The following is a 25883-nucleotide window of genomic DNA, read 5'->3' as shown; positions in this document are numbered from 1 at the left end:
GGGCTTCTTAGAGCGCGTTCGGAATTCCGACGATGACCAAAGCGCCACATTTAGGCCGATTTAGACGTATCCTCCTGAGTGGAAAATACGGTTGTTCGACAATCCGAATGCGTGAAAGCGCATCGATCAAGTACCCCTGGCAGGGTAAAAAAATATCGATGTACGGTCGGATGAAAATGTGCCTGCGTACGTCTGGCGGGGAAACTCGAGAAAATAGATAGCTAACGATCGATGTCCAAAGCGATACGGAAGCCAGATCAAACACCTTGCCTGAAAGGCAGTTGTTCGACCTGAAACTTCCGCTATCGCTTCACCTGACCCGGCCCTCGTCGGAGGCACTCCCTGTACCCCTAGGCCTCTCCGATCCTGAAACAATCAAAGCTGCCCGACCCCTTGGTCATGCACCTACCGTCCTCGGGCGGGTGCAACATAGAAGCGTGAAACGGAAAAAGGTTCAGCTTCTATATATGTACGTGAATGGCAAAGCCACTCGGTACCTGTGTTTGTTCAACCTCTACCGCGACGACCAAAGAAGAAGGAGGCCACGAACAGCACCAGGAATACGACGAACAGAATCTTCGCAATACCGGTAGCGGCGCCCGCGATACCACCGAAGCCCAACACTGCAGCGACAATGGCGATAATCAGAAAGGTGATAGCCCAACTCAACATGGTGATTCTCCTTACCGTTCTTGAAAGAAATCCTCGGATAACGCTTAGAACACCCAACGATCACGCGGTGTAGTGGTATCCACCGAAGCTGCACTCGCGGCCTGCGGCCGGGATTGCATAAGCATCGGAGGGCTAGCCACCGGCGCTTTGATAATCAGGGCGTCCCGGGCTGCTATCTGATGAGCACTCTGTACAACTTGCCAGTTGTGATAGAGCTGGCCCGCAATGAGGGTTAGCAGCAGCGTCAAACTGAGGAGCAGTCCCTGGCGCAATTGATGTGGAGATATTTGCACTAAGGTGGCGGTGTGGCGGTTCATGCCGTGCTCCTCCTGCTGCATTCATTGTTGTCTTGCAGTAGTTATTGCAGAGTGCATGCCAGTCGACGAATTTGAATATTTTCTATATAAATCAATAACTTAAAAAATAAGAGCAAATTACTTGGTGCGTATCCTGCACGATGCTCGCTATGGGGCCGTGCGATTTGCATGATTAGCCTGAGACTTTGCTGGCGATTTTGAGCATGTCTGCGTCGACACCTCTAACGCCACGAATTTGCCGTGCAACCTCGACCGCAATGGTTTTCTGCTCACTGCTGACTACCTCGCCAGACAGGCGTACGACGCCATCTTGAGTGGCAACTTTGATATTCGGGCCGTCAAGGTTTCGGCTGTACATAAAGCTGGTCTGGATCTTGTCGTTGATCCAGGCATCACTAAGTTGTGGGTCGATCCGAACTTGTTGCTGCTCCTCTCGCAGCTTGGCCATATCGGCGGCGCTGAGGCTGATCAGGTTGTTGAGCAAAAACACCCCCTCTGTGGAACCCGCCAGTACGCCCGCCAATTCCTTGGCCTCGGCACTGTTCACCTGGCCTCGCAAGGTCACCACACCGTCGCGGCTTTCTACTTCTATAGGTACCGCCTGGGTATGGGTACTCCACAACAAGCGTGCCTGAATGATTGAAGCCAGCGTCGCGTCCTCCAACCGTTGGGCATACGCCCGTCGCTCCAGAGGCTGTTCGACCAGCTCGGCATTGACCTGCAGATTGTTCTCAACGCTTTCAATACCCCGGGTCGCCCGGGCAACCTGCTCGGCCAGTTGCCGTTCAACTTGGTTTTCGACTTCGCCCTGCAGGTACGCGGTCTTTTCTTCCACTCGCACGTCTATCTTGTAGGGATTGAGCAGCCGATTCAGTGCCAGCGCAGTTTGCAGCCCGCCCTCCAGCCGCGCTTGTTGAATGGGGGCAGGGAGGGATTCTGCGGCACAAACAGCCAGGGGTAGCGAAAGCAACATGGCAGCAGCAACTGCCAGTCGGTAAGGAGCAGCCATGGGAAAACCTCCTACAGAGTACAAAACCTTTGGACAGCAGGGTGGGCTGTAAGGTCCTACAAAGGAGATCACTCTAAAGTTTTCAAGGAGTTAGATATGTGTATCGACAGGAGCTACCATGCAGTGATCGGAATAAATCAGAAAAAAGCATGCAACTTGCCCGATTTCTCCGGCACTAAGTAAAGATCATTCTAAAAGGAGCGTAGGAAATGGAGTCAGCCCAGGACCATCAAGGCCGTATCCTGTTGGTGGACGACGAATCTGCCATTCTGCGAACCTTCCGATATTGCCTTGAAGATGAAGGCTACAGCGTGGCCACCGCCACCAGCGCAACGCAGGCCGAAACATTGCTTCAACGCCAGGTCTTCGACCTGTGCTTCCTTGACCTGCGCCTGGGCGAGGACAATGGCCTGGATGTACTGGCACAGATGCGTATCCAGGCCCCCTGGATGCGCATCGTCATCGTAACGGCCCACTCAGCGGTCGATACTGCCGTCGACGCTATCCAGGCCGGTGCAGCGGATTACCTGATCAAGCCTTGCAGCCCGGACCAGTTGCGTCTGGCAGCAGCCAAGCAATTGGAGGTACGCCAGCTGTCGGCGCGGCTTGAAGCGTTGGAAGGAGAGATACTCAAACCTAAGGACGGTCTGGATTCGCACAGCCCGGCCATGATGGCTGTGCTGGAAACCGCGCGCCAGGTAGCAGGCACCGATGCCAACATCCTGATTCTCGGAGAGTCCGGCACGGGTAAGGGCGAATTGGCTAGAGCCGTTCACGGCTGGAGCAAACGCGCGCGCAAGGCCTGCACAACCATTAACTGTCCGTCACTCACTGCCGAATTGATGGAAAGCGAGTTGTTCGGTCATAGCCGCGGCGCCTTCACCGGAGCCAGTGAAAGCACCCTGGGCCGAGTCAATCAAGCCGACGGCGGCACCCTGTTCCTCGACGAGATCGGGGACTTCCCGCTGACATTACAACCCAAGCTGCTGCGCTTTATTCAAGACAAAGAGTACGAACGGGTCGGCGACCCGGTTACCCGCCGCGCCGATGTACGCATTCTGGCCGCAACCAACCTCAACCTTGAGGACATGGTTCGCGATGGTCGCTTTCGCGAAGACCTGCTTTATCGCTTGAATGTGATCACGTTGCACTTGCCTCCGTTGCGCGAACGTAGCGAAGACATCCTGACCCTCGCCGATCGCTTCCTTGCGCGCTTTGTGAAAGAGTACTCGCGGCCAGCACGCATCTTCAGCGAAGAAGCGCGGGCAGCACTCCTCAATTACCGCTGGCCGGGGAACATTCGCGAATTGCGCAACGTGGTAGAGCGGGCCAGTATCATCTGCCCTCAGGAGCGAGTTGAAATCAGCCACCTGGGCATGGCCGAACAACCGGCAACCAACGCGCCACGTGTCGGCGCCTCGCTAAGTCTCGACGAGCTGGAGCGTGCCCATATCGGTGCGGTACTGGCCACCAGTGAAACTCTGGACCAAGCCGCAAAAACCCTGGGTATTGACGCCTCGACGTTGTATCGAAAACGTAAGCAGTACAACTTATGAAATGGTCGATGAAGCTGCGTTCGCAGCTTTTTCTCAGCATTTCGGCGCTGATTACAGTAGCGCTGTTTGGCTTGTTGCTGGGTCTGGTCAGTGTTTTGCAGATGGCTAACACCCAGCAAGCGCTGATCCGCGAAAACGCCGCCACTTTGGATCTGGGTCTGAAGCTACGACAAAACCTTGGCGAACAGCTGACGTTGATGCTGAACGAAACAGCCGATATGAACGCCCTTGGCAATGTGCAGGCGCAGTTTCAGAAGTTGTTGGACGAAGGGATCAAACGGGGTAAAAGCCATGACGCCGACGCCGGCTTCGTCGGTACCAATGCCCTTTATCAGCACTACCTCGAGACCTTTAACAGCACCCCCGTTCCTGCCCATGGCCTGGGGCCCGATCAACCGCTAGGCAACGCATTCGGGTTGCTGCGCAGCAGTTTGGTCGATGCTCACAAGCGGGCGCTTGAACACATCAATGACAATGAACAACGCAGCTATGAACGCGCCTTGATGATCTCGGCGCTGCTCGGTCTGGTGGGTTTAAGCGTACTAATCCTGGGCTTTGTCACCGCCCATAGTCTGGCTCGACGCTTCGGGCAACCTATCGAGGCTCTGGCCAAAGCGGCTGACCAGATAGGCCAGGGCGACTTCAAAATCACCTTGCCGACGGCCCGTGCGCTTGAGATCAACCAACTGACTCGGCGCTTCGGTTTGATGGCTGAAGCCTTGAGCAAGCATCAGGCAACCAACATCGACGAAATGCTCACTGGCCAGCAGCGCCTGCAAGCAGTACTCGACAGCATCGATGACGGTCTATTGATCATTGATCGCCAAGGCCACCTTGAGCACATCAACCCCGTTGCCCGTCGCCAACTGAGCTGGGACGACAGCCGCCTGGGTGCCAGCCTTAGTGACGCGTTGCAGCGACCGGACCTGGAGGAACAGCTGCAACGGGTGCTTCGCGGCGCCAGTCTGGACCGGGTACCTGAAGACCTGAGCCTGGAGATCGATGACGAGCCGCGGCTGCTGGCCTATCGTATGACCCCTATATGTCATCCTGACGGACAGATCCTGGGTGCGGTCATGGTGCTTAACGACGTTACTGAGCAACGCATCTTCGAGCGAGTACGCAGCGAATTCGTCCTACGTGCTTCTCACGAACTGCGGACCCCGGTCACGGGAATGCATATGGCCTTCGGGCTGCTGCGAGAGCGGCTGACCTTCCCAGCGCAAGCGCGAGAGACCGACCTGCTCGATACCATCGGTGAAGAAATGCAGCGTCTGACTCAACTGATAAATGACCTGCTGAACTTCTCCCGCTACCAAAGTGGGCAGCAAAAGCTGGAATTGATGCCCTGCGCTGTCGACGAGTTACTGGCCCGAGCCTGCACTCGATTTGCCGGCCCCGCCAGTGACAAGCAAATCGAGCTTCAAGTGGAATTGGCTACGCCGCTACCACATATCCAGGCCGATCCTGCGCAACTGGATCGGGTCATCGACAATCTTCTCGACAACGCCGTTCGCCACACCCCTGTGGCCGGCAGTATTCGCCTGCATGCCAGGCGGCAAGCGGAACGGGTCATCATCAGCATTGAAGACAACGGTGAAGGTATCGCCTATAGCCAGCAGGGACGGATATTTGAGCCGTTCGTGCAGGTAGGTCGTAAAAAAGGGGGAGCGGGTCTGGGACTGGCACTGTGCAAGGAAATTGTTCAATTGCATGGCGGGCGTATGGGTGTTTATTCCCGCCCTGGGCAAGGCACTCAGTTCTACATGGCCTTGCCCGTTTGAAGCCGCACAGCATCATCAGGCTTCATCGTCGATCCGTCGCGGCGCCATGCGCCGCCCTCGGGTAATCAATTCCACGAACTGGCGGGCGCTAAGCGGATGTGCAAACAGCCAGCCCTGGCCATAATCGACACCTTCGCTGTTGAGCAGCAAGGCCTGGTCTTCATATTCGATGCCTTCCGCTATAACCCGCAACTGCAAGGCATGCGCCATTCGAATGATGTGAGGGGCCACGCCGCTGCTGGCCGCATCATGTCCAAGTGCGTCGATAAAAGCCTTATCGATCTTCAGGCAGTCCACCGGAAGCGTCTGCAAGTAAGCAAGGCTGCAATAACCTGTACCAAAGTCATCGATTAATACCTGGTGGCCGCACGCCCGCAAGGACTGCAGGTTGTCACGAGCGACCACGACGTCGATCAGGCCGCGCTCGGTAACTTCGAACGCAATCTGACTGGCAGAGACATGGTGCATTGCCAGTAAACGTGCAGCCACTCTGCCAATCCGAGGCACCATCACGTCACAAGCGGCCAAATTGACCGATACATACAACTGCCGATTGGATCGTAGAAGTTGTCCTAACTGTTCAAGCACCCGCTGCAACACGAAGTCAGTGATCGGTCGAATCTGCCCGGTGTTTTCCGCCAGCGGAATAAATAGGTCTGGGCTGGTCAAAGTGCCGTCCGGTCGACGCCAGCGCACCAACGCCTCAGCCCCGACACAGCGACGGCTATTGAGCTCGAAGATCGGCTGGTACAGCACCTGCAATTCGCCCCGACGCAGCGCGCCCTGCAGTTCGGAGCTCATCGAACGCCGCTGACGTACCAACTGCAGCACCAACCAACCCAGGCACCACGCTAACACCAGGCTGCCGGGAAAAAGCAGCCACAACACCCCGTTCATTTTCAGCGGCAAACTGGCACGCGGCACGATCAACGCCAACTCATAATCAGGCGACTTGGTAGGCATCAGGTAAACCAGTCGATCGGGCAGTTCCAGCAGCGAGTCCTTGGATTTCGGTGGCCAGTCCGCCGAAGGCGGCCATACCTGCGGAGGACCCAGCACCGGCACGGCCCGCGTGCCGTTATCCAGAACCACCAGCAAGCTACCGTCCGGGGGTAGATCGACTACATCCGTCAAATGTCCGCGCGAGGTAGCTACCAGGAATTTTCCACGACCCAGCATCAGCGCTGCAATGTTGTCATCTGGCTCAGTTGTGGTGTTCAACCAATAGCTATAGGTCGGCCCATGAATATCCGGAGGTCGCAAAGGGCTGATGGTGCGCTGGCCAATTCGATTGGAGCAGGCCACCGTGCCATCAACATAAGCTGCTTCATAGACGAAGCGATAGTTGAACCCAACCATCTGCAAGGCATTGAGCATGGCTGCATCACAACCCCGAAGCGGTTGCGCCTCCAGTTGGTCAACACCCTCGCGCAGTTGCCCGAAAATCTGCTCCAAACGCTCGAGAAAACGCTCGCCTTTGGCGTTCATCTGGTCGCTTTCACTCAACTGCATCTGATGCATGGCCACACCGATGCTGGCGAGCAGCAACAAGATTGCGCTGGCCGAAGCCGCAAGTGTGGCCAGTAACCAGGGACGGTAGAGCAAGTGGCGCAGCACAGAAATGGCAGCTGACATCAAGAAACACCCAGTTGAATACCAAGAGGTATAGCAACTGCCGATCAAGTCAGCCTGGCCGTTTAGCGGCGCCGTTACTCAGCGGCTGTTGAGCACCTGCAACATCGCAGCCGTTTGCGCATCTGCTACGCCGTCGAAACGCTGGGGACGAAAGCGCATCTGGAAGGCCGCCAGCACATGTTTGGTACTGACATCGTAGACACCGGTCTGCTCGATTGCGTAGCCGAATCGTGCCAATTGCTGCTGATACCAGATGATGCTGGGTGGGTTGACGCTGAAGCGCGCCTGCTGCTGAGCCACTGCCTGCGCATTGGGCCAAACACCCAGACCTGCATCGGCCAGGCGCTTCCAGGGGAACATTGGACCGGGATCGAGCTTGCGCGCCGGTGCAATGTCGCTGTGACCAACGATGTAGCGCGGTTGAATGTTGTTACGTTTGACGATGTCCTTGAGCAACGCGATCAAGGCTTCGATCTGCGCTTCGGTATAAGGCTGCCAGACCCGTCCTGTCGGTGTATCGGTGAAGCCCGGGTTGACTATCTCGATACCGATGGAGCTGGAGTTGAGCCAAGTACGCCCATCCCACCGACTATCGCCAGCATGCCAGGCGCGGCGACTCTCATCGACCAACTGGTAGACCGTCGCCGGCGAGTCGCCAATCAGGTAGTGGCTACTGACCTCACCATGAGTCAGCAGCGCCAAGGAGCGCTCAAGGTCCGCGTTGGTGTAATGCAGGACGACAAACTGGATACGTCCGTCCTGGTTGACCGAAGGGTGGCTGCGGTCGATACGCAAACCGCTGCTGCATCCTGCAAGCGCAAGCAGCAGGAACGCGGTAAAAATGGCTTTCATGGTGAAGGGCACATGTGATGATCTGCAATGCAATAGCATAACGTATCTGCGTTACCGCCACTTACCCTTGTTCGACTCGATTTCTACCCAGATGTTTCGCTCGATAAAGCGCTTCGTCAGCTCGTTTGAGCACCACTTCACTGCGCTCCCCTGAGCGAAACGCGCTGATTCCGATCGACAGGGTAATGGTCACGCGCTCGCCCTTGAAGTGGAAAGGACAAGCTTCTACGGCGGCACGCAAGGTTTCGACCAATTGGCAGCCTGCAGCCAAAGCAGTCTGTGGAATCAACAGGACAAACTCCTCACCACCAAAGCGAGCAATGAAGTCCTGGGGGCGTAAGCGTTTACGCAACTCATTGGCGACTATCTTGAGCACCTTGTCGCCGGCCAAATGGCCGTAGCTGTCGTTGATGCGTTTGAAGTGGTCCAGATCGAGGATAGCCATCAGCAGATGGCCACCGATCTCTTGCCACTGCAGCAACTCCTGGTCGACACGTTCAGACCAGGCCGCCCGATTGGGTAGCCCGGTCAAGGGGTCGATCAAGGCTTTCTGTCGCTGCTCCTCGAGATGCTCGCGATAGCCCAGGGCTTCCTGTTCCATGTTGGCCACACGCTCGGCCAGGCCCTGCAGGCGACCCGCCATTTCCTGCTCGCGCTGATCACGTTGGTGCTGATGCGCATCCATGGTGCCGAGCAACCCTTCAAGGCGGTTTTCCAGAACCGACTTGAGGCTGTCCAGATCGGCTGCACCTTGCACACTGCTTTGCAATCCATCGACCTGTTTGCGCAACTGGCTGTCCAGGTCCCGGGCAGCGGTGCTGTTGTCGGCATGGCCTTCGCTGGCTTCCTGCAAATGGCTCTGAAACGACTCAAGTCGTTCGTTGAGCTGTTGCAGGTACGCTTCAAATTCGTGCTGGCCGCTGTCATTGATGGCCAGCATGAGCACGGCCAGGTCGTCCAGCACAGGTAGCAGCTCATACCAGTTCAGACCATGTTCCAGGCGTTCGCGCACATGTTGCGCCTGTTCCTTGTGGCGTTCGGGAAAGTCCAGGTCGTTGAGCAGGCCCAGCAAGGTTTCTTCAATGTGCGCCGCAACCGAGCTGTAGCTTGGTTCGGTGCCATCGGGCAGAGAGTATTGGATGGCCTCCGATAGCGCTTCGTCGGTCTCATGCTGATGCGAAGCAAGGGATGTCCCAGCATCCACAAGTATCTCGACGTCTTCCAGAACTTCGAGTTCTTGTGCCTGTAGCTCTGGCTCTGGCTCTGGCTCTGGCTCTGGCTCTGGCGCCGAGACTACTGGCAAGGCTTCGGGTCCGAGCGCAATGCTAGCGGTTTGAGCTTCAGCGACGGGCTGCAACTCATCGATGTCTGCAGGCTCGTTGGGTGCAAGTTTTGGTTCTACATGAAATGCCGGTTGCAGCGCAGGAACACTATCCGCCGTAGCGTGCCCCTCGCCTGCAAAAGCCGGCTGCAGTTCTTCGACTTCTGTCTCGCGACCGCCAAACAACCGCTGTAGCAAGCCGGGACGCGTGGCTTCCTCCGGCCGCTCCAACGCCGACAGCGCCTGACCTTGCAGGCTGCTGAGTTCACCCAGCAACAGCGGCATCTCGCGTGACTGGCCAGCCCGGGCGTCGAGCTGCTTGGCGAATTTTTTCAGCGCGCGACTGACATCACTAGGCAAGGGCAAGTTCTGCAACTGACTCACCAACGCGTTCAACGCGGTGCCTACCTGGCCGATCCGGGTTTCGCGACGCTGTTCGGAATCGAGTACCGCCTTTTCCAGGCGCGGAATGAGCCCAGCCAGGGCGGCATCCATATTGTCGGTGCGGATAACTTCGCGCATTTCCTTCATGCACTGATCCACCGCACGATCGCTGCCTTCGGCGGCCAAGGTGCTACGCACCAGACCACGGCGCAACAAGTCGAGGCGGGCTTCCCACCGGCGCTCGAGCTTCTCTTGCTGTTCGATACTCTTGAGGTACTTTTCTTTCCAGCGTTGCGCTTCGTCGGTCATGCCTGGGTCCGCAGAGGGTAGTGGCAATTAGCTCAAAGCGGGCAGCGTATCCATAGCAAGGGCATCAGGCAAACGAATCTCAACAGCAACCGGAAGATGATCGGAAATTGGTTGGGCCAGCACCTCGACCCGCTCCAAGGTCAGGCTCGAACTGAGCAAAATATGGTCAAGGCAACGCTGCGGCCGCCAGCTGGGGAAGGTGGCTTGCACTTGCGGAGCGACAAGGCCCAAATCGCGCAGGGGAGAGTGTTCGAGCAAGTCATTGGCGTGGGTATTCATGTCGCCCATCAGCACCTGATGTCGATAGCCGCCAATCAATTCGCGAATATAAGCGAGCTGCAGGGCCCGGGTCTTGGAACCCAGCGCCAAGTGCATCATGACCACGACCAGCGCGTCTTCGCCCTCACCAAAGCGCACCAGAATCGCCCCGCGCCCAGCTGGTCCGGGCAGGGGATGGTCTTCGAGCAATTGTGGCTTGAGGCGGCTGAGCACCCCATTGCTGTGCTGAGCAAAGCGCCCAAGGTTGCGGTTGAGCTGTTGGTACCAGTAAGGGAAGGCACCCAGTTGAGCCAGATGTTCGACCTGATTGACGTACCCCGAACGCAGGCTTCCGCCATCGGCTTCCTGAAGGGCAACCAAGTCGAAATCACCAAGCAATTCACCGATTTTCTGCAGATTACCGGCACGACCGTTATGCGGCAGCAAGTGCTGCCAGCTCTTGGTCAGGTAGTGCCGGTAACGTTCGGTGCTGATTCCCACCTGGATATTGAAACTGAGCAGACGCAGCCTGCCATCCTCTGGCAGGCCATTAGCCTGCAGGTGATGTTCGTTGACCCGCGGGTCGTGCAGGCCTACGCCTCGCTCAGCTTTCCAACGTCGCATGATGGGCGCCGCTTACTTGGCGGCGCGCTCCTTGGCGATCAGTTGGTCTGCAACGTTCAGCACGCCTTGTGGACCTTGGGCAGTGCCCAGGTCGAAGCGATACTTGCCGTTGACGACCATGCTTGGAACGCCGGTGATTTCATATTTCTTGGCCAGCTCTTTGGCCTGCTGTACCTGACCTTTGATGGCAAAGGAGTTAAAAGTGGCGAGGAATTTGTCTTTATCGACACCCTGGGTAGCCAGGAACTCGGCCATTTCTTCAGGGTCGGTAAGTTTCTTGCGCTGTACCTGAATCGCTTCAAACACTGCAGCGTGCACATTGTGCTCGACACCCATGGCTTCTAGAGTGAGGAACATTTGACCATGTGCATCCCATGGGCCACCGAACATGGCGGGGACACGCTTGAAATTGACATCGGCAGGCAGTTTTTCAGCCCATGGATTAACCACCGGCTCGAAGCTGTAGCAGTGTGGGCAGCCGTACCAGAACAGCTCGACGACTTCGATTTTACCTGGCACCGACACCGGTACTGCGTTGCTCAGCTCGACATACTCCCGACCGGCTTCGATGGGCTCGGCAGCCTGGGCAGTCATTCCGAATACGCTGGCGGCGACCAGCGTGGCGCTGAGAATCAAATTACGCATGCTTCACTCCTGAGCAATCTATTGGTCGCCTCGATACGACCTGCAATAAGACAGGTCGAAGCGGGCCCGAGTTCGTTAGTGTAACGGCAGCGGGCACAAAAAAGGGTGGCCCAAGCCACCCTTTTCATCTTTACGCTGCAGTATTAACCCAGCGTTAAAGCGTGGATCAGTGCAGACCCTGAATATAGCTGGACAGCGCTTCGATATCTTTGTTGCTCAGCTTGGCAGCGATGGTGCGCATGGTGGTGGCATCGCCATCATTGGTACGGTTGCCTTCGCGGAAGTCGGTCAGCTGTTTGGCAACATAGGTAGCGTGCTGGCCACCCAGGTGCGGGAAGCCGGCCAGGGCAATGCCCGCGCCGTTAGGGGAGTGGCAGCCGGTACAGGCTGGCAGGCCCTTTTCGATGTCACCACCATTGAACAGGGCGCGGCCATGCTCTACCAGCTTAGGATCGGCAGCACCTACGCTACCTTTCTGGCTGGAGAAGTAGGCAGCGATATCCGCCATATCCTGGTCGTTAAAAGCGGCAAGCATGCCAGTCATTTCCAGCACGGTGCGCTTGCCCGACTTGATGTCGTGCAGTTGTTTCTCCAGGTACTTTTCACCCTGGCCTGCAAGTTTCGGGAAATTCGGCGCCATGCTGTTGCCGTCAGGATTGTGACAAGCGCCACATACAGCAGTTTTGGCCTGACCAGCAGCGGCATCCCCTTTGATAGGCTCTGCGGCATTGGCTGCACCAGTGACGCCTAAGGTCAACAGCAGACTCACGAGTAGTTTGTTCATCAGCTAATCCAACTACGGCTAAGGGTGAAAGAGTTATGTATCGGGACTTTGGCTCATCCAATGGATGATCACCTGGTAGTCCTCGGCACTGCAGTCCATGCACAATCCACGCGGCGGCATAGCCTTGAAACCCTGTGTAACATGCTTCACCAGCGTCTCCATTCCTTGCGCCAGCCGAGGCTCCCAAGCTGCCTTGTCACCGACCTGCGGTGCCTGCGGTAGCTGTCCGGCATGGCAAGCGGCACATGCTCGCTTGTACACTGCCTGAGGATCCTGTGTAGCCTGAGCGCTGAAAAACGGTATCAAGACACCAGCAGCAAGCAGCCATTTCGTCATACGAACGACCTTTCAGGGTTGGGGGTTGCACTGCGTTCTACTGCGCGAGCTTGAATCAACCGCCCCCGTGCACATCCTCCTACGCCGGGATAATGCGCACACAAAAACTGGGGCATTATATACTCCCGTTACTGAAACGGAAACGACACTGCTTGCCGAGACCTCCTCGCGCAACGCCCAACCGGAAAAACCATGCAAGTCAAAAACCCCATTCTCGGTCTCTGCCAACAGGCCAAATTCGCTCTCAGCGCTGCCAAGGTCGACCAGTGCCCGGACGACCAAGGCTATGAAGTGGCTTTTGCCGGCCGCTCCAACGCCGGTAAATCCAGCGCCCTGAATACCCTGACCCACGCCAGCCTGGCGCGCACCTCGAAAACGCCAGGGCGCACCCAGCTTTTGAATTTCTTCAGTCTGGACGATGAACGGCGTTTGGTCGACTTGCCGGGTTACGGTTATGCCAAGGTTCCGATTCCGCTCAAGCAACACTGGCAGAAGCACCTGGAAGCCTACCTGGGCAGCCGCGAATGCCTGAAGGGCCTGATCCTGATGATGGACGTGCGCCATCCAATGACCGATTTCGACAAGATGATGCTCGACTGGTCCCAGGCCGCTGGCATGCCTATGCATATCCTGTTGACCAAGGCCGACAAGCTGACCTTCGGCGCAGCCAAGAACACCCTGCTCAAAGTGCAGTCCGAAATCCGCAAGGGTTGGGGTGACGCCGTGACTATCCAGTTGTTCTCGGCACCCAAGCGCCAGGGTCTGGAAGAAGCCTATGGCGTATTGGCCAAGTGGATGGAATTGGCCGACAAGCCCGTAGAATAAGGGCTGCCCGGTAAACGCCGGGCAAAAAAAACCCCGGACTTCGTATGGGGAGGGGGAAGTTCGGGGTCCAAGTTTCCGGACCGCTAGGGCGGGGTCCAGATATCTGCCAACACTTAACACAACATAGGAGCATCGAAGGGCTTCACCAGCCATTCAGGTACTCTGAGTCACAGTTCACTGGTTTAGTTCCGAAGCGTTAGAAACTATTTGCGATAGGGTCAAATTCCTTTCGAGCTAACGACCCGGAAACCGGAAAAAGCCGCGACGATATGTCGCAGCATTTCCCGGCAATTAGCCGCGTTTTTAATGCGCTTCGTCCCAGTTTGCCCCTACTCCTACCTCAACCAGCAGCGGAACATCGAGTGATGCCGCGTTGCTCATATGCGGGCGAATTTGTTCACGAACCTGCTCGATCAGGTCTTCGCGCACCTCCAGAACCAATTCGTCGTGGACCTGTAGAATGACTCGAGCGTCCAGGCCAGACTCGGTAAGCCAGTTATCCACAGCTACCATGGCGCGCTTGATAATGTCTGCCGCCGTGCCCTGCATCGGCGCGTTGATCGCCGTGCGTTCTGCCCCCTTGCGCAAGGCTGGGTTCTTGGCATTGATTTCAGGCAAGTACAAACGGCGACCAAACAGTGTTTCGACAAAGCCTTGTTCCGCCGCCTGCGCGCGAGTGCGCTCCATGTAGGCCAGCACGCCAGGGTAACGCGCAAAATAGCGGTCGATGTAAGCCTGGGACTGTTTGCGGTCCACGCCAATCTGTTTGGCCAGACCAAAAGCGCTCATGCCATAGATCAAACCGAAGTTGATCGCCTTGGCACTGCGTCGCTGATCGACGGTGACATCCGCCAGATCAACACCGAAAACCTCCGCCGCAGTGGCCCGGTGTACGTCCAGGTCGTTGCGAAACGCGTGCAGCAGCCCCTCGTCCTTGGCCAGGTGCGCCATGATTCGCAGCTCAATCTGCGAATAGTCCGCCGCCAGAAGCTGATAGCCAGGCGCTGCGATGAAGGCTTGGCGAATCCGCCGACCTTCAGCGGTACGGATCGGGATGTTCTGCAGGTTCGGATCACTGGAGGACAAACGACCGGTGGCTGCGACAGCCTGCTGGTACGAAGTATGGATACGCCCGGTGCGCGGGTTGATCTGTTCTGGCAGGCGGTCGGTGTAGGTGCTTTTGAGCTTGCTCAAGGAGCGGTATTGCATCAGCACCTTCGGCAGTGGGAACTCCATGTCGGCCAGTTCAGCCAATACCGCTTCAGCGGTAGAAGCCTGGCCCTTGGCAGTCTTGCTCAGCACCGGCATGCCGAGCTTTTCGTAAAGGATCACACCCAATTGCTTCGGAGAACCGAGGTTGAACTCCTCACCTGCAATGGCAAAAGCCTCGCGCTCCAGCTCAACCAGCTTCTCGCCCAGCTCGACACTCTGGATACCCAGCAGATTCGCATCGACCAGCGCCCCTTGGCGTTCGATTTTCGCCAACACTGGCACCAGCGGCATTTCGATATCGGTCAGCACCGGCAATACGCTGGGTGTTTTGGCCAGCTTTTGTTGCAGTGCCTGATGCAGGCGCAGGGTAACGTCCGCATCTTCAGCCGCGTAGGGGCCGGCTTGTTCCAGACTGATCTGGTCGAACGTCAGCTGTTTGGCACCTTTCCCGGCAATGTCGGTAAAACCGATGGTGGTGTGGTTCAGGTACTTGAGCGCCAGGCTATCCATGTCGTGACGGGTAGCCGTGGAGTCCAGCACATAAGATTCAAGCATGGTGTCGAAGGCCACACCCTGCATCAGAATGCCATTGGCACTATCACCGCCGATGGCGCAGTTGGCGAGGATGTTCATGTCGTACTTGGCGTTCTGCCCAACCTTGAGCTTGCTCGGGTCTTCCAGCAACGGTTTGAGCGCCAACAGCACGCTGTCACGATCCAGTTGCTCGGGTACGCCCATGTAACTATGGGTCAAGGGCACATAGGCGGCTTCGTGGGCCTGTACGGCGAACGACAGGCCCACCAGCTGCGCCTGTTGCGCATCAAGGCCGGTTGTTTCGGTATCAAAGGCAAACAATGGGGCGGCGCGCAGCTTTTCCAGCCAAGCGTCGAAGCGGGCCTGATCGAGGATGGTTTCATACTTCGCCTCGACCACTTCCTCGACGACCTCGGCGACGATCTCCTGGCCGGCTCGCTTGGCGTCGCGCTGTACCTCGTCGATCCAGCTCTTGAACTCCATTTCGGTGTATAGCTCAAGCAGTGCTTCACGATCCGGCTCGCCACACACCAGGTCGTCGACTTCGACATCCAGCGGCACATCGACCTTGATCGTTGCCAGTTCATAGGAAAGGAAGGCCGCATCGCGGTGTTCTTCAAGCTTTGCTGGCAGCGTCTTGGCGCCACGAATGGCCAGGCCTGGAACCTTGTCCAGGTTCTCGTAAAGCTCGCGCAAACCGCCGCCAATACCGGTCAACAGGCCAACGGCGGTCTTTTCGCCGACGCCTGGAACACCCGGAATGTTGTCGACTTTGTCACCCATCAGGGCAAGAAAGTCGATGATGTGCTCAGGACCGACGCCGAATTTCTCGTGTACGCCAGGTACGTCGAGGACAGTACCGGTCATGGTGTTGACCAGCGTAATGTGGCCATCAACCAATTGCGCCATGTCCTTGTCACCGGTAGAGATGATCACCGGGCGGTCCAGAGCGGCGCTGCTGCGGGCCAGTGTGCCGATAACGTCGTCGGCTTCAACCCCTTCAACGCACAACAATGGATAGCCCAAGGCGCGAACGCTGGCATGCAACGGCTCGACTTGCACACGCAGATCATCCGGCATGCTGGGCCGGTTGGCCTTGTACTCGGCGAACATCTCATCACGGAAGGTGCCGCCCTTGGCGTCGAACACCACCGCAAACAAGCTGTCTGGATACTGCCTGCGCAAGCTCTTGAGCATGTTCAGCACGCCCTTGACCGCACCGGTCGGCATGCCCTTGGAGGTGGTCAGCGGCGGCAGCGCATGGAAGGCGCGGTAGAGGTACGAGGAACCGTCCACCAGGACGAGGGGAGCTTGGCTCATGAGCAGAATCAACCTTTTCGGCGGGCCCGGCGCTAGAATGTCCGGAACATTGACGACAAAGGGACAAGGTTATCATGCGTACACTAAATCGCCTGTTGCTGCTCAGCCTGTTGGCAGCCACTCCGGTCGTCACCTTGGCCGCAGAAGATGCGCCATCGGCTGATCCGGAAGTAACTATTCGCACGGAAGGCGACAAGACTATTCAGGAATACCGTCAAAATGGCTTCCTGTATGCAATCAAGGTCACCCCAAAAGGTGGCAAGCCTTATTTCCTGGTACGCGCCGACGGTACGGACGCCAACTTTGTTCGCTCCGACCAACCAGACATGCTGATCCCTTCGTGGAAAATCTTCGAGTGGAAGTAAGCCGTACCCTTCACATCAACTTGGCACTTCGCTGTAGAGGTGCCCGTATGGGCAATTTTTGATCATGTCAGTCTTCACCCCCCTGACCCGGCCTGAGCTGGAAACCTTTCTGGCGCCGTACGGCCTTGGCCGCCTGCGAGACTTCCAGGGCATTGCCGCCGGCACCGAGAACAGCAATTTCTTTGTCAGTCTGGAACAGGGAGAGTACGTGCTGACGCTGGTCGAACGCGGTCCGATCCAGGATCTGCCGTTCTTCATCGAATTGCTCGACGTATTGCATGAAGCCGACCTGCCGGTGCCTTACGCCCTGCGCGACACCGACGGCGTGGCCTTGCGCGAGCTGGCTGGCAAACCGGCCCTGCTGCAGCCGCGCCTGGCTGGCAAGCACATCAAGGCGGTCAACAATCAGCACTGTGTACAGATCGGCGAATGGCTAGGCCACCTTCACCTGGCAACTCGCAACAAAGTGCTGGAGCGCAAGACTGATCGCGGTCTGGACTGGATGCTGGAGACCGGTGTCGAGCTGATGCCACGCTTGAGTGAACAACAGCGCCAGTTGTTGCAAGGCTGCCTCGACGAGATCAGCGCGCATCAGGCGCAGATCATGGCACTGCCACGGTCCAACCTGCATGCCGACCTGTTCCGCGACAATGTCTTGTTCGAAGGCACTCACCTTACCGGCGTGATTGACTTCTACAATGCCTGCTCCGGGCCGATGCTCTATGACCTGGCCATTACCCTGAACGATTGGTGCTGCGACGACCTCGGCAACATCGACAGCCCGCGCGCGCGCGCGCTGCTCGGCGCCTACGCGGCACTGCGTCCATTCACTGCTGCCGAAGCCCAGCTATGGCCGGTCATGTTGCGCATTGCCTGCGTCCGCTTCTGGCTGTCGCGCTTGATCGCTGCCGAATCTTTCGCGGGCATGGATGTGCTGATCCACGACCCAGCTGATTTTGAAGTTCGGCTGGCGGCGCGCCAGCACGTGGAAATAGCCTTGCCGTTTGCCTTGTAAGGTAACGAGCGATCCCGGTCGGGATGGGTTTGCTCCGGAACCGGCTGTGCAGCAGCCGTGAAACCTCGGAGCATGCCTGCCACGTTGCGGCAGGATCGCGGGGTAAGCCCGCTCCTGCCGGACTACCGCCGTCGTCCTAGAGTTTTTCCAAGCACCCAGCCAAATCATTGCCCAGCGTTTCAAGCAATTGCTCGTAGCCTTGAGCGCTGGCCGGCGCCGTACCGCCCAATGCATCCAGTTCAGCCAGGGTTACCGGCAAACCTGCCGTCAATGTCTCGGCCAGGCGTGGGCGCAACGGCGGTTCACTGAACACGCAGGTCTTGCCTGCTTCTTGCAGGCGCTTGCGCATTGCTGCCACGTGCTGTGCACCTGGCTGTACTTCGGCAGCCACACTGAAAACGCCCGCATGCTTGAGGCCATACGCCGACTCGAAATAATCGAATGCTTCGTGGAACACAAAGAACGGCTTGGCGCTGATAGCAGCCAAACGCTTCTTCAGGCGCGCATCCAGGGCATCCAGCCGTTCATTGAACGTTTTCAGGTTGCTCTGGTAACGAGTCGCATTGGCTGGGTCGATGCCGCTAAGGTCAGCAGCCATCTTTGCCGCAATGACCCGGGCATTGACCGATGACAGCCACAGGTGCGCATCAAGGCTGCCCGGACGATGGTCGTGGTCATGGTCGTCGCCGTCTTCGTCATGCGAATGGCTGTCTTCACCAAAATGACGCAGATGCAGCCCCGGCAGTTCCTGTACAGCTACGCTCGGTTTGCTGCGGGTTTTAAGCACCCGAGGCAGGAAGCCTTCCATATCCGGGCCGATCCAGTACAACAACTCGGCATCGCCAACCCGACGCACATCAGAAGGGCGCAGAGCGTAGTGGTGTGGCGAGGCGCCTGGCGGCAGCAACACTTCGGGGCTGCCAACACCATCCTGAACTGCAGCCGCGATCTGCTGCAGAGGCTTGATGCTGGTCAGAACACGGACTTCAGCCTGTGCCTGAACCATCACCATCGAGGTGATAAAAGCGACAAAAAGGGCAAAAAATCGAGACACGATGACCACTCACAGGGGCAGGAACAGGTAACATAATAACGTCTCTAATCAGAACCGTCGCCGCCCATGCCTAAAACCCCGCTGGCCACTCGTCCCCACGACCACTCCCACTGCGTCCACAGCGCCTTGGCCGAGGCCGATGCACTGTGCGCGCGCAAAGGCCTGCGTCTTACCGCCCTGCGCCGACGCGTGCTGGAATTGGTATGGCAAAGCCATAAGCCGCTGGGTGCCTACGACATTCTCGCCGTATTGAGCGAGCAGGATGGTCGTCGGGCGGCGCCACCCACCGTGTACCGTGCCCTGGATTTCCTCTTGGAGAACGGTCTGGTTCACCGTATCGCCTCGCTCAACGCATTCATGGGCTGCAGTCACCCCGAGCATGCGCACCAAGGCCAGTTCCTGATTTGCCGCGAGTGTCATGTAGCCATCGAGCTGGAACAGACCAGCATCAGCGACGCAATTGTGGCCAGTGCCAACGACGTCGGCTTCAGCGTCGAAGCGCAAACCGTCGAAGTCGTCGGTTTGTGCGGCAACTGCCGGAGCGCCTGATGAGCAATGCGCTGATTCGACTCGAACAGGTCGGCGTGGCTTTCTCCGGGCAAGCGGTGCTCGACAGTATCGACCTGGCCGTGGAACCCGGACAAATCGTCACCTTGATCGGCCCCAACGGGGCGGGCAAAACCACCTTGGTGCGCGCCGTGCTGGGTCTGCTCAAACCCCACACCGGCAAAGTCTGGCGCAAGCCGCGCCTGCGCGTTGGCTATATGCCGCAAAAGCTGCAGGTGGATGCCACGTTGCCGCTGTCGGTCCTGCGCTTTCTACGCCTGGTACCAGGTGTGGATCGCAACGCCGCACTGAGTGCGTTGAAAGAGGTCGGCGCCGAGCAAGTTATCGACAACCCGATACAAGGTATCTCCGGCGGTGAAATGCAACGGGTGTTGCTGGCCCGGGCGCTGCTACGCGAGCCTGAACTGCTGGTGCTTGATGAGCCGGTGCAAGGCGTCGATGTTGCCGGCCAGGCAGAGCTTTATAGCTTGATCACACGTTTGCGCGATCGCCATGGCTGCGGCGTACTGATGGTTTCTCACGACCTGCACCTGGTAATGAGCACCACTGACCAGGTGGTGTGCCTTAATCGTCACGTCTGCTGTTCCGGCCATCCAGAACAAGTCAGTGGCGATCCGGCGTTCGTCGAACTGTTCGGCAACAACGCGCCAAGCCTGGCGATTTACCACCACCATCACGACCATTCCCACGACCTGCATGGGTCGGTTGTCGCCCCGGCCCAAGGCGGGCATGTACACGGAGAAAACTGCAAGCATGGCTGATTTTCTGCTTTACGCCCTGCTCGCAGGCCTGGCCCTGGCGGTTGTAGCCGGCCCTTTGGGCTCGTTCGTGGTCTGGCGGCGCATGGCCTATTTCGGCGATACGCTCTCTCATGCAGCATTGCTGGGCGTAGCCCTGGGCTTCGCATTGGATGTCAGCCCCGCATTGGCAGTGACGATTGGCTGCCTGTTGCTGGCGCTGCTGCTGGTCACCCTGCAACAACGCCAGCCGCTGGCGTCCGACACCTTGCTGGGAATTCTGGCCCCGAGCACCCTGTCTCTGGGGCTTGTGGTACTGAGCTTCATGCATGATGTACGCATCGACCTGATGGCTTATCTGTTTGGCGACCTGCTGGCGATCAGCCCGGGTGATCTGGCCTGGATACTCGGTGGCAGTGCTGCGGTACTGCTCTTGCTGGTCGTACTCTGGCGCCCTCTGCTGGCGGTGACCGTGCATGAAGAACTGGCGATGGTCGAAGGCCTACCAGTGGCGGCGCTGCGCTTGGCACTCATGCTGCTGATTGCGGTGGTGATCGCCGTGGCGATGAAAATCGTCGGTGTTTTATTGATCACCTCGTTGTTGATCATTCCGGCCGCTGCGGCGCAACGCCACGCCCGGTCGCCGGAACAGATGGCCCTGGGCGCCAGCCTGCTGGGGGTTACAGCGGTCTGTGGCGGTTTGGCCATGTCATGGTTCAAAGACACGCCGGCCGGCCCTTCGATCGTGGTCTGCGCGGCAGTGCTATTCTTGCTGAGCCTGGCGATACCCCGACGTTGATATTGCAGGGGGCCGTCTTGGCGGTTGCACCCTGCGACAGTTAAATCGCGCAGGACCCTGAAGATTTATTTTCGAGTCTGCGGACTGGGTGTAGACTTGCTCGCTTTTTGCGCAATTAGAGAGTCGCAGGAATGAAGCCGTTCGCCTTCCGTTATCTGCTCCTTGCCGCGTTTTCGGTAATCCTGGCCGCGTGTTCCAGCACCCCAGCCGATAACGCTGCCACGACCGCCCAGGCCGATGCCTGGCAGCAGTTGGAGCAAAGCATCGCCAGCAGTGAGCTGGCTACCGCCGAAGATCAACTGGCCGCACTGCAGGCCCAGGCACCTGATGACAGCCGGGTAGAGCAGTACCAGCGCCAGTTGGCCGAGGCCTATCTGCAACGCAGCCAGATCGTTCTGCAAAAGGGTGATGTCAATGCCGCCGCCACTGCCTTGAGCCGCGCCCGGGCGTTAATGCCCAAGGCCCCGGCGTTGACCGGCGGCGTCAATGGCGCCATTGCCCAGGCCCGCAAGGCTGAGCTGGAAAAAGCCGAAGCAGCCCTCAAGGCAGCGGAAGCACGCCCGGCCGCAAGGCTTGTCGACCCCACGGCCCAGAGCACGGTTGTTGCACTCAAAACCACGAATATTCGTGAAATGCGCCGCCAACTGGATGATATCGCCGCTGATGTTGTGAACTATAAGTGCGATGTTGTGTTCCAGGTTCCGCGCAAGGACGACGCGCCATGGCTCAAGACCCTGCTGGGCAAGCGGGTGCTCAAGCTCGACAGCGAGTTCGACCTTCAGCAATCGCATGAAATTCAGCGCAATCAGCCAGCACAAGTTGTGCTGGTGCCTCGGCGCCCCTGAAGGTACGGGTGCCTGCCCAGGCACCCGTTACCCTATAGCTACGCCGGAACGCCCTGAGCGGCAGCCTCGCGCTCCCACACCCGATGCTTGCTGATGGCGGTGATGAACGCTTTGTGGGTTTGCGCGTCATTCCCCAGCAGCAATCCGCTATCTGCCTTCAAACCAAGCTTGTCGAGCAATGGCTGTGCTTCACTGGCAAGCCCCATCGGCTTCAAGTGCTTATAAGCTTCGAGCAGAAAATGCAGGGCCAGGCCGCTGTTCATCAAGGCTTGAAGCGACACTTTGCCGGCCGGCACCCAAACCGCATCGAAGACCACCGAGGGCATGCCCTCCATCGAGGCATCCACTGCTAAAGCCTTGCCTTGAGCGGTTTTCACCGGCGCAGAGGTTGGCCCCAGCAGCTTGATCTGCGCACTCTGCGCTTCCAGCGTTTTCACCAGTGTGTCGACACTCTCGGCATCGACGCCATCGGCTACCAGCACCGCCACCTTGCGCCCCTTGATACCGTCCCCAAGAAGGTTCATCTGGCTCAAGGCAGGTGATTGCTTGAGGCTCGGCTCGCGAACATCAACGGTGCCTTTTTTCGGTGCAGGCAGCCCGAGGTTCGCCGCCACACGAGCCGCCAGCTTCAGGTCGATGTTGGCCAGAATCTCATTCACTTCACGCGCGCGAATAAACTCTCGCTCCACCTTCCCCAGCTCAAAACTGTAAGCACTGATGATGTGCTCCTGTTCGGTTGGGCTCATGCTTTGGAAAAACAGCCGCGCTTGGGAAAAGTGATCGGCGAACGAGGGGCTGCGCTGACGCACTTTATGTGCCTCGATTCGTTCAGGGTAGGACTCAAAACCACCGTCACGGGCAGCAGGAGGCGTTTCCTTCGGCCAGCCGCCGTCGATTGAGTTGGGTTCATAAGAGGCCCGTCCTTTGTCGAGGGTGACCCGGTGCTGTGCATCGCGTTGACCGTTATGGTTGGGCGCGAGCGGTCGGTTGATTGGAATTTCATGAAAATTCGGACCCCCGAGTCTACTGATCTGGGTATCGGTGTATGAGAACAATCGGCCCTGTAGCAGCGGATCGTTGGAGAAATCAATGCCGGGGACAATGTGCCCAGGGCAGAACGCTACCTGCTCGGTTTCGGCAAAGAAGTTGTCGGGGTTGCGGTTGAGCACCATTTTGCCCAGCGGTGTTACCGGCACCAGCTCTTCAGGAATGATCTTGGTGGGATCAAGCAAGTCGAAATCGAACTTGTGCTCATCCTCTTCAGCAACGATCTGCACACCGAATTCCCATTCCGGGTAATTACCGGTCTCGATAGCTTCCCAAAGGTCTCGCCGGTGGTAGTCGGTGTCCTTGCCGGCCAACTTCTGCGCCTCATCCCAAAGCAGTGAGCAAACGCCAGCTTTAGGCTTCCAGTGGAATTTAACGAAACTCGATTTGCCCTCGGCATTTATCAATCGGAAGGTATGCACACCGAAGCCCTGCATGGTGCGCAGGCTTTTCGGAATGGCTCTATCGGACATAGCCCAGATAACCATGTGAGCCGATTCCGGAACCAGCGAGACAAAGTCCCAGAAAGTGTCATGGGCTGAGCCACCAGTGGGTATCTCGTTGTGCGGCTCGGGTTTTACTGCATGTACAAAATCGGGAAACTTGACCGCATCCTGGATGAAAAATACCGGCATATTGTTACCAACGAGATCGAAATTGCCCTCATCGGTGAAGAACTTGACGGCGAACCCTCGCACGTCGCGCACGGTGTCGCCAGACCCACGTGGCCCCTGAACCGTCGAAAAGCGCACAAACACCGGCGTGATCTTCTCAGGGTCCTGAAGAAATCCTGCCTTGGTCAACGCAGCATGGGATTGATAACTCTGGAAGTAGCCATGAGCGCCAGTACCGCGCGCGTGAACGATCCGCTCTGGAATACGCTCATGGTCAAAGTGCGTGATTTTCTCACGCATGATGAAGTCTTCGAGTAACGACGGGCCACGCTCTCCGGCTTTGAGCGTGTTTTGATTATCAGCAATTTTCACGCCCTGATTGGTACGTAAGGCCTGGCCGGTAGCATCGCTGCGAACGGCCTCAAGACTCTGTAGCTTGGCATTGGTATTGGCCCGGTCCGGGGTCTGGGTACCGGCCAGTTGACTTTCCTTGGGCGGATTCTTCTTGCTAGGCATTGGAACGCTCTCCTCAATCAGTCTTGGATCGACCCCACGGCGGGTCCATTTAGTAGTGACTGGTTGAGGCCTGCGAGCGTTCATTCGGATTGACCACTGATCGCGTTATTCCAACAGCATTGGTCAAATGCAAAATAAATGCTAAGAACCTCTATATGAACAGGCTAAAATGCGGCCCCGGCTAACCGCTGACCTAAATTTCATGCGCCCCACAAGGTTCGCTACGTGATCGAGTTTCAAAATGTGCATAAAACCTACCGCGTCGCCGGTAGGGACATTCCCGCGCTGCACCCGACCAACCTGAGTGTCGAGAACGGCCAGGTGTTTGGACTGATCGGCCACTCCGGTGCCGGCAAAAGTACCCTGCTGCGCCTTATCAACCGCCTGGAAGCCCCAAGTGGCGGCAAGATCATCGTTGACGGCGAAGATGTCACCGCGTTCAACGCTGATGAGCTGCGCCGCTTTCGCCAACAGGTCGGGATGATTTTCCAGCACTTCAACTTGCTGGCCTCCAAGACCGTGGCCGACAACGTTGCGCTACCGCTGACCCTGGCCGGCCAGCTGTCGCGCAAGGAAATCGATGCTCGGGTCAGTGAGTTGCTGACCCGCGTGGGTTTGTCCGAACATGCCAGGAAGTATCCCGCGCAATTATCCGGCGGTCAGAAGCAACGTGTAGGTATCGCTCGCGCCTTGGCCACCAAGCCAAAAATCCTGCTGTGCGACGAAGCCACCAGCGCCCTCGACCCGCAGACAACCGCATCGGTCCTGCAATTGCTGGCAGAGATCAACCGCGAACTGAAGCTGACCATTGTGTTGATCACCCATGAAATGGACGTGATCCGCCGCGTGTGTGACCGAGTTGCGGTAATGGACGACGGAAAGATTGTCGAGCACGGGCCGGTGGCAGATGTATTTCTGCATCCACAGCATCCGACCACCAAGCGTTTTGTTCAGGAAGATGAACAAGTCGACGAGAATGAACAGCGCGACGACTTCGCCCACGTTCCGGGTCGCATCGTGCGCCTGACCTTCCAGGGTGACTCGACCTACGCGCCACTGCTGGGCACCGTAGCCCGCGAAACCGGCGTCGACTACAGCATCCTCGCGGGTCGTATCGACCGTATCAAAGACACCCCGTATGGGCAGCTGACCCTGGCCGTGACTGGCGGCGACATGGAAGCGGCTTTCGCCCGCTTCACGGCGGCTGATGTTCATATGGAGGTATTGCGCTAATGGACGCTTTGAGTTTCTTTGCCAACGTCGACTGGGCCGAAATCTGGCTAGCCACGATTGACACCATGATCATGCTGTTCGGATCGCTGTTCTTCACCGTGTTGCTCGGTCTGCCGCTGGGCGTGCTGCTGTTCCTCTGCGGCCCGCGCCAGTTGTTCGAGCAAAAGGGCGTATATGCGCTACTGTCGCTGGTGGTCAACGTGCTGCGTTCGCTGCCGTTTATCATCCTGTTGATTGTGATGATCCCGTTCACGGTGTTGATCACCGGCACTTCGCTGGGCGTCGCCGGGGCGATCCCGCCGCTGGTTGTGGGCGCAACACCCTTCTTCGCCCGCCTGGTTGAAACAGCCCTGCGTGAAGTCGACCGAGGCATTATCGAAGCAACCCAATCAATGGGTGCAACCACTCGCCAGATCATCACCAATGCGTTGCTGCCAGAGGCCCGCCCGGGCATTTTCGCGGCAATCACCGTCACTGCCATCACCTTGGTCTCCTACACCGCAATGGCGGGTGTAGTGGGAGCAGGCGGCCTCGGCGACCTGGCGATTCGCTTTGGCTATCAACGCTTCCAAACCGACGTAATGGTCGTAACCGTGGTCCTGCTGCTGATACTCGTTCAAGTACTGCAGAGCGTGGGCGACAAACTGGTTGTGCATTTTTCCCGTAAGTAACCCCATGGGTCGGCAAAGCCGACGCACCGGGGGCCGGATCGGC

At 57.8% G+C, this 25883-nt stretch carries 24 protein-coding genes; 11 read left to right on the top strand and 13 right to left on the bottom strand.

The features are described 5' to 3' along the window. Positions 1-507 precede the first annotated feature (507 nt). The 3 genes from H8F21_RS02175 to H8F21_RS02165 all read right to left on the bottom strand — a co-directional run bounded on the left by H8F21_RS02175 (position 508) and on the right by H8F21_RS02165 (position 1962). Entirely contained in the window at positions 508-672 is a 165-nt protein-coding gene (locus H8F21_RS02175; RefSeq protein ID WP_203476983.1) for a DUF1328 domain-containing protein, read from the bottom strand. Between the two features lie 44 nt (positions 673-716). Further along, on the bottom strand, positions 717-989 hold the full coding sequence (locus H8F21_RS02170; RefSeq protein WP_203476985.1) for a hypothetical protein: 273 nt from the start codon (positions 987-989) through the stop codon (positions 717-719). 172 nt (positions 990-1161) lie between these two features. After that, on the bottom strand, positions 1162-1962 hold the full coding sequence (locus tag H8F21_RS02165) for a BON domain-containing protein (RefSeq protein WP_203477461.1): 801 nt from the start codon (positions 1960-1962) through the stop codon (positions 1162-1164). A 245-nt stretch (positions 1963-2207) separates the two neighbouring features. On the opposite strand from H8F21_RS02165, the gene algB reads away from it, so the two are divergent. Together algB and H8F21_RS02155 are read left to right on the top strand one after the other, a co-directional pair. Further along, the gene (gene algB / locus H8F21_RS02160) at positions 2208-3554 is read left to right on the top strand and encodes a sigma-54-dependent transcriptional regulator (RefSeq protein ID WP_203476987.1); all 1347 of its coding nucleotides are present in this window, start codon (positions 2208-2210) and stop codon (positions 3552-3554) included. Beyond that, the gene (locus H8F21_RS02155; protein ID WP_203476989.1) at positions 3551-5338 is read left to right on the top strand and encodes a KinB sensor domain-containing domain; all 1788 of its coding nucleotides are present in this window, start codon (positions 3551-3553) and stop codon (positions 5336-5338) included. The genes algB and H8F21_RS02155 overlap by 4 nt, the downstream gene beginning before the upstream one ends. Positions 5339-5353: 15 nt before the next feature. Here the strand turns inward: H8F21_RS02155 and H8F21_RS02150 are convergent, their stop codons facing one another. The 7 genes from H8F21_RS02150 to H8F21_RS02120 form a co-directional block, all read right to left on the bottom strand. Next, complete coding sequence (locus H8F21_RS02150; protein ID WP_203476992.1) at positions 5354-6973, bottom strand: EAL domain-containing protein; 1620 nt, start codon at positions 6971-6973, stop codon at positions 5354-5356. A 78-nt stretch (positions 6974-7051) separates the two neighbouring features. Then, complete coding sequence (locus tag H8F21_RS02145; protein WP_203476994.1) at positions 7052-7825, bottom strand: N-acetylmuramoyl-L-alanine amidase; 774 nt, start codon at positions 7823-7825, stop codon at positions 7052-7054. A 61-nt stretch (positions 7826-7886) separates the two neighbouring features. Beyond that, positions 7887-9839: a GGDEF domain-containing protein gene (locus H8F21_RS02140; protein ID WP_203583921.1), complete on the bottom strand. Its 1953-nt coding sequence runs from the start codon at positions 9837-9839 to the stop codon at positions 7887-7889. 27 nt (positions 9840-9866) lie between these two features. Then, entirely contained in the window at positions 9867-10724 is an 858-nt protein-coding gene (locus H8F21_RS02135; RefSeq protein WP_203477473.1) for an endonuclease/exonuclease/phosphatase family protein, read from the bottom strand. A gap of 9 nt (positions 10725-10733) precedes the next feature. Beyond that, the gene (dsbA, locus tag H8F21_RS02130; protein WP_203476997.1) at positions 10734-11366 is read right to left on the bottom strand and encodes a thiol:disulfide interchange protein DsbA/DsbL; all 633 of its coding nucleotides are present in this window, start codon (positions 11364-11366) and stop codon (positions 10734-10736) included. A gap of 166 nt (positions 11367-11532) precedes the next feature. Then, on the bottom strand, positions 11533-12150 hold the full coding sequence (locus tag H8F21_RS02125) for a c-type cytochrome (protein WP_203476999.1): 618 nt from the start codon (positions 12148-12150) through the stop codon (positions 11533-11535). A gap of 33 nt (positions 12151-12183) precedes the next feature. Beyond that, positions 12184-12486: a c-type cytochrome gene (locus H8F21_RS02120; RefSeq protein ID WP_203477001.1), complete on the bottom strand. Its 303-nt coding sequence runs from the start codon at positions 12484-12486 to the stop codon at positions 12184-12186. Between the two features lie 192 nt (positions 12487-12678). Between H8F21_RS02120 and yihA the strand changes: the two genes are divergently transcribed. Continuing rightward, a complete protein-coding gene (yihA, locus tag H8F21_RS02115; protein ID WP_203477003.1) occupies positions 12679-13311 on the top strand; it encodes a ribosome biogenesis GTP-binding protein YihA/YsxC in 633 nt (210 codons plus the stop codon). Between the two features lie 303 nt (positions 13312-13614). On the opposite strand, the gene polA is transcribed toward yihA, so the two are convergent. Then, positions 13615-16377, bottom strand: coding sequence for a DNA polymerase I (gene polA, locus H8F21_RS02110; RefSeq protein WP_203477005.1), 2763 nt, complete (start codon positions 16375-16377; stop codon positions 13615-13617). A gap of 74 nt (positions 16378-16451) precedes the next feature. Between polA and H8F21_RS02105 the strand changes: the two genes are divergently transcribed. Both H8F21_RS02105 and H8F21_RS02100 read left to right on the top strand, forming a co-directional pair. Then, complete coding sequence (locus H8F21_RS02105; RefSeq protein WP_136473892.1) at positions 16452-16742, top strand: DUF2782 domain-containing protein; 291 nt, start codon at positions 16452-16454, stop codon at positions 16740-16742. A gap of 64 nt (positions 16743-16806) precedes the next feature. Then, on the top strand, positions 16807-17757 hold the full coding sequence (locus H8F21_RS02100; RefSeq protein WP_203477007.1) for a homoserine kinase: 951 nt from the start codon (positions 16807-16809) through the stop codon (positions 17755-17757). Between the two features lie 136 nt (positions 17758-17893). Here H8F21_RS02100 and H8F21_RS02095 read toward each other — a convergent pair whose 3' ends face one another. Then, a complete protein-coding gene (locus tag H8F21_RS02095; RefSeq protein WP_203477009.1) occupies positions 17894-18811 on the bottom strand; it encodes a zinc ABC transporter substrate-binding protein in 918 nt (305 codons plus the stop codon). 66 nt (positions 18812-18877) lie between these two features. Here H8F21_RS02095 and zur point away from each other — a divergent pair, with 66 nt between their 5' ends. The 4 genes from zur to H8F21_RS02075 all read left to right on the top strand — a co-directional run bounded on the left by zur (position 18878) and on the right by H8F21_RS02075 (position 21759). Next, a complete protein-coding gene (gene zur, locus H8F21_RS02090; protein WP_203477010.1) occupies positions 18878-19360 on the top strand; it encodes a Fur family transcriptional regulator in 483 nt (160 codons plus the stop codon). Then, complete coding sequence (gene znuC, locus H8F21_RS02085) at positions 19360-20139, top strand: zinc ABC transporter ATP-binding protein ZnuC (protein ID WP_136473888.1); 780 nt, start codon at positions 19360-19362, stop codon at positions 20137-20139. The genes zur and znuC overlap by 1 nt, the downstream gene beginning before the upstream one ends. Then, on the top strand, positions 20132-20914 hold the full coding sequence (gene znuB, locus H8F21_RS02080) for a zinc ABC transporter permease subunit ZnuB (protein ID WP_203477011.1): 783 nt from the start codon (positions 20132-20134) through the stop codon (positions 20912-20914). The genes znuC and znuB overlap by 8 nt, the downstream gene beginning before the upstream one ends. A gap of 131 nt (positions 20915-21045) precedes the next feature. Beyond that, a complete protein-coding gene (locus H8F21_RS02075) occupies positions 21046-21759 on the top strand; it encodes a PA5502 family lipoprotein (RefSeq protein ID WP_203477013.1) in 714 nt (237 codons plus the stop codon). Between the two features lie 38 nt (positions 21760-21797). On the opposite strand, the gene katE is transcribed toward H8F21_RS02075, so the two are convergent. Beyond that, positions 21798-23936, bottom strand: a complete 2139-nt coding sequence (gene katE / locus H8F21_RS02070) for a catalase HPII (protein WP_203583920.1) — start codon at positions 23934-23936, stop codon at positions 21798-21800. A 225-nt stretch (positions 23937-24161) separates the two neighbouring features. Between katE and H8F21_RS02065 the strand changes: the two genes are divergently transcribed. Next, positions 24162-25169: a methionine ABC transporter ATP-binding protein gene (locus H8F21_RS02065; RefSeq protein ID WP_203477015.1), complete on the top strand. Its 1008-nt coding sequence runs from the start codon at positions 24162-24164 to the stop codon at positions 25167-25169. Next, positions 25169-25840 carry a methionine ABC transporter permease gene (locus tag H8F21_RS02060; RefSeq protein ID WP_038605236.1) on the top strand — a complete coding sequence of 224 codons (672 nt, stop codon included), beginning with the start codon at positions 25169-25171 and terminating at the stop codon, positions 25838-25840. The genes H8F21_RS02065 and H8F21_RS02060 overlap by 1 nt, the downstream gene beginning before the upstream one ends. Positions 25841-25883 lie beyond the last annotated feature (43 nt).

The sequence above is a fragment of the Pseudomonas arcuscaelestis genome (assembly GCF_016881005.1).
Classification (GTDB): Bacteria; Pseudomonadota; Gammaproteobacteria; order Pseudomonadales; family Pseudomonadaceae; genus Aquipseudomonas; species Aquipseudomonas arcuscaelestis.
This window is presented reverse-complemented; position numbering and strand designations above follow the sequence as displayed.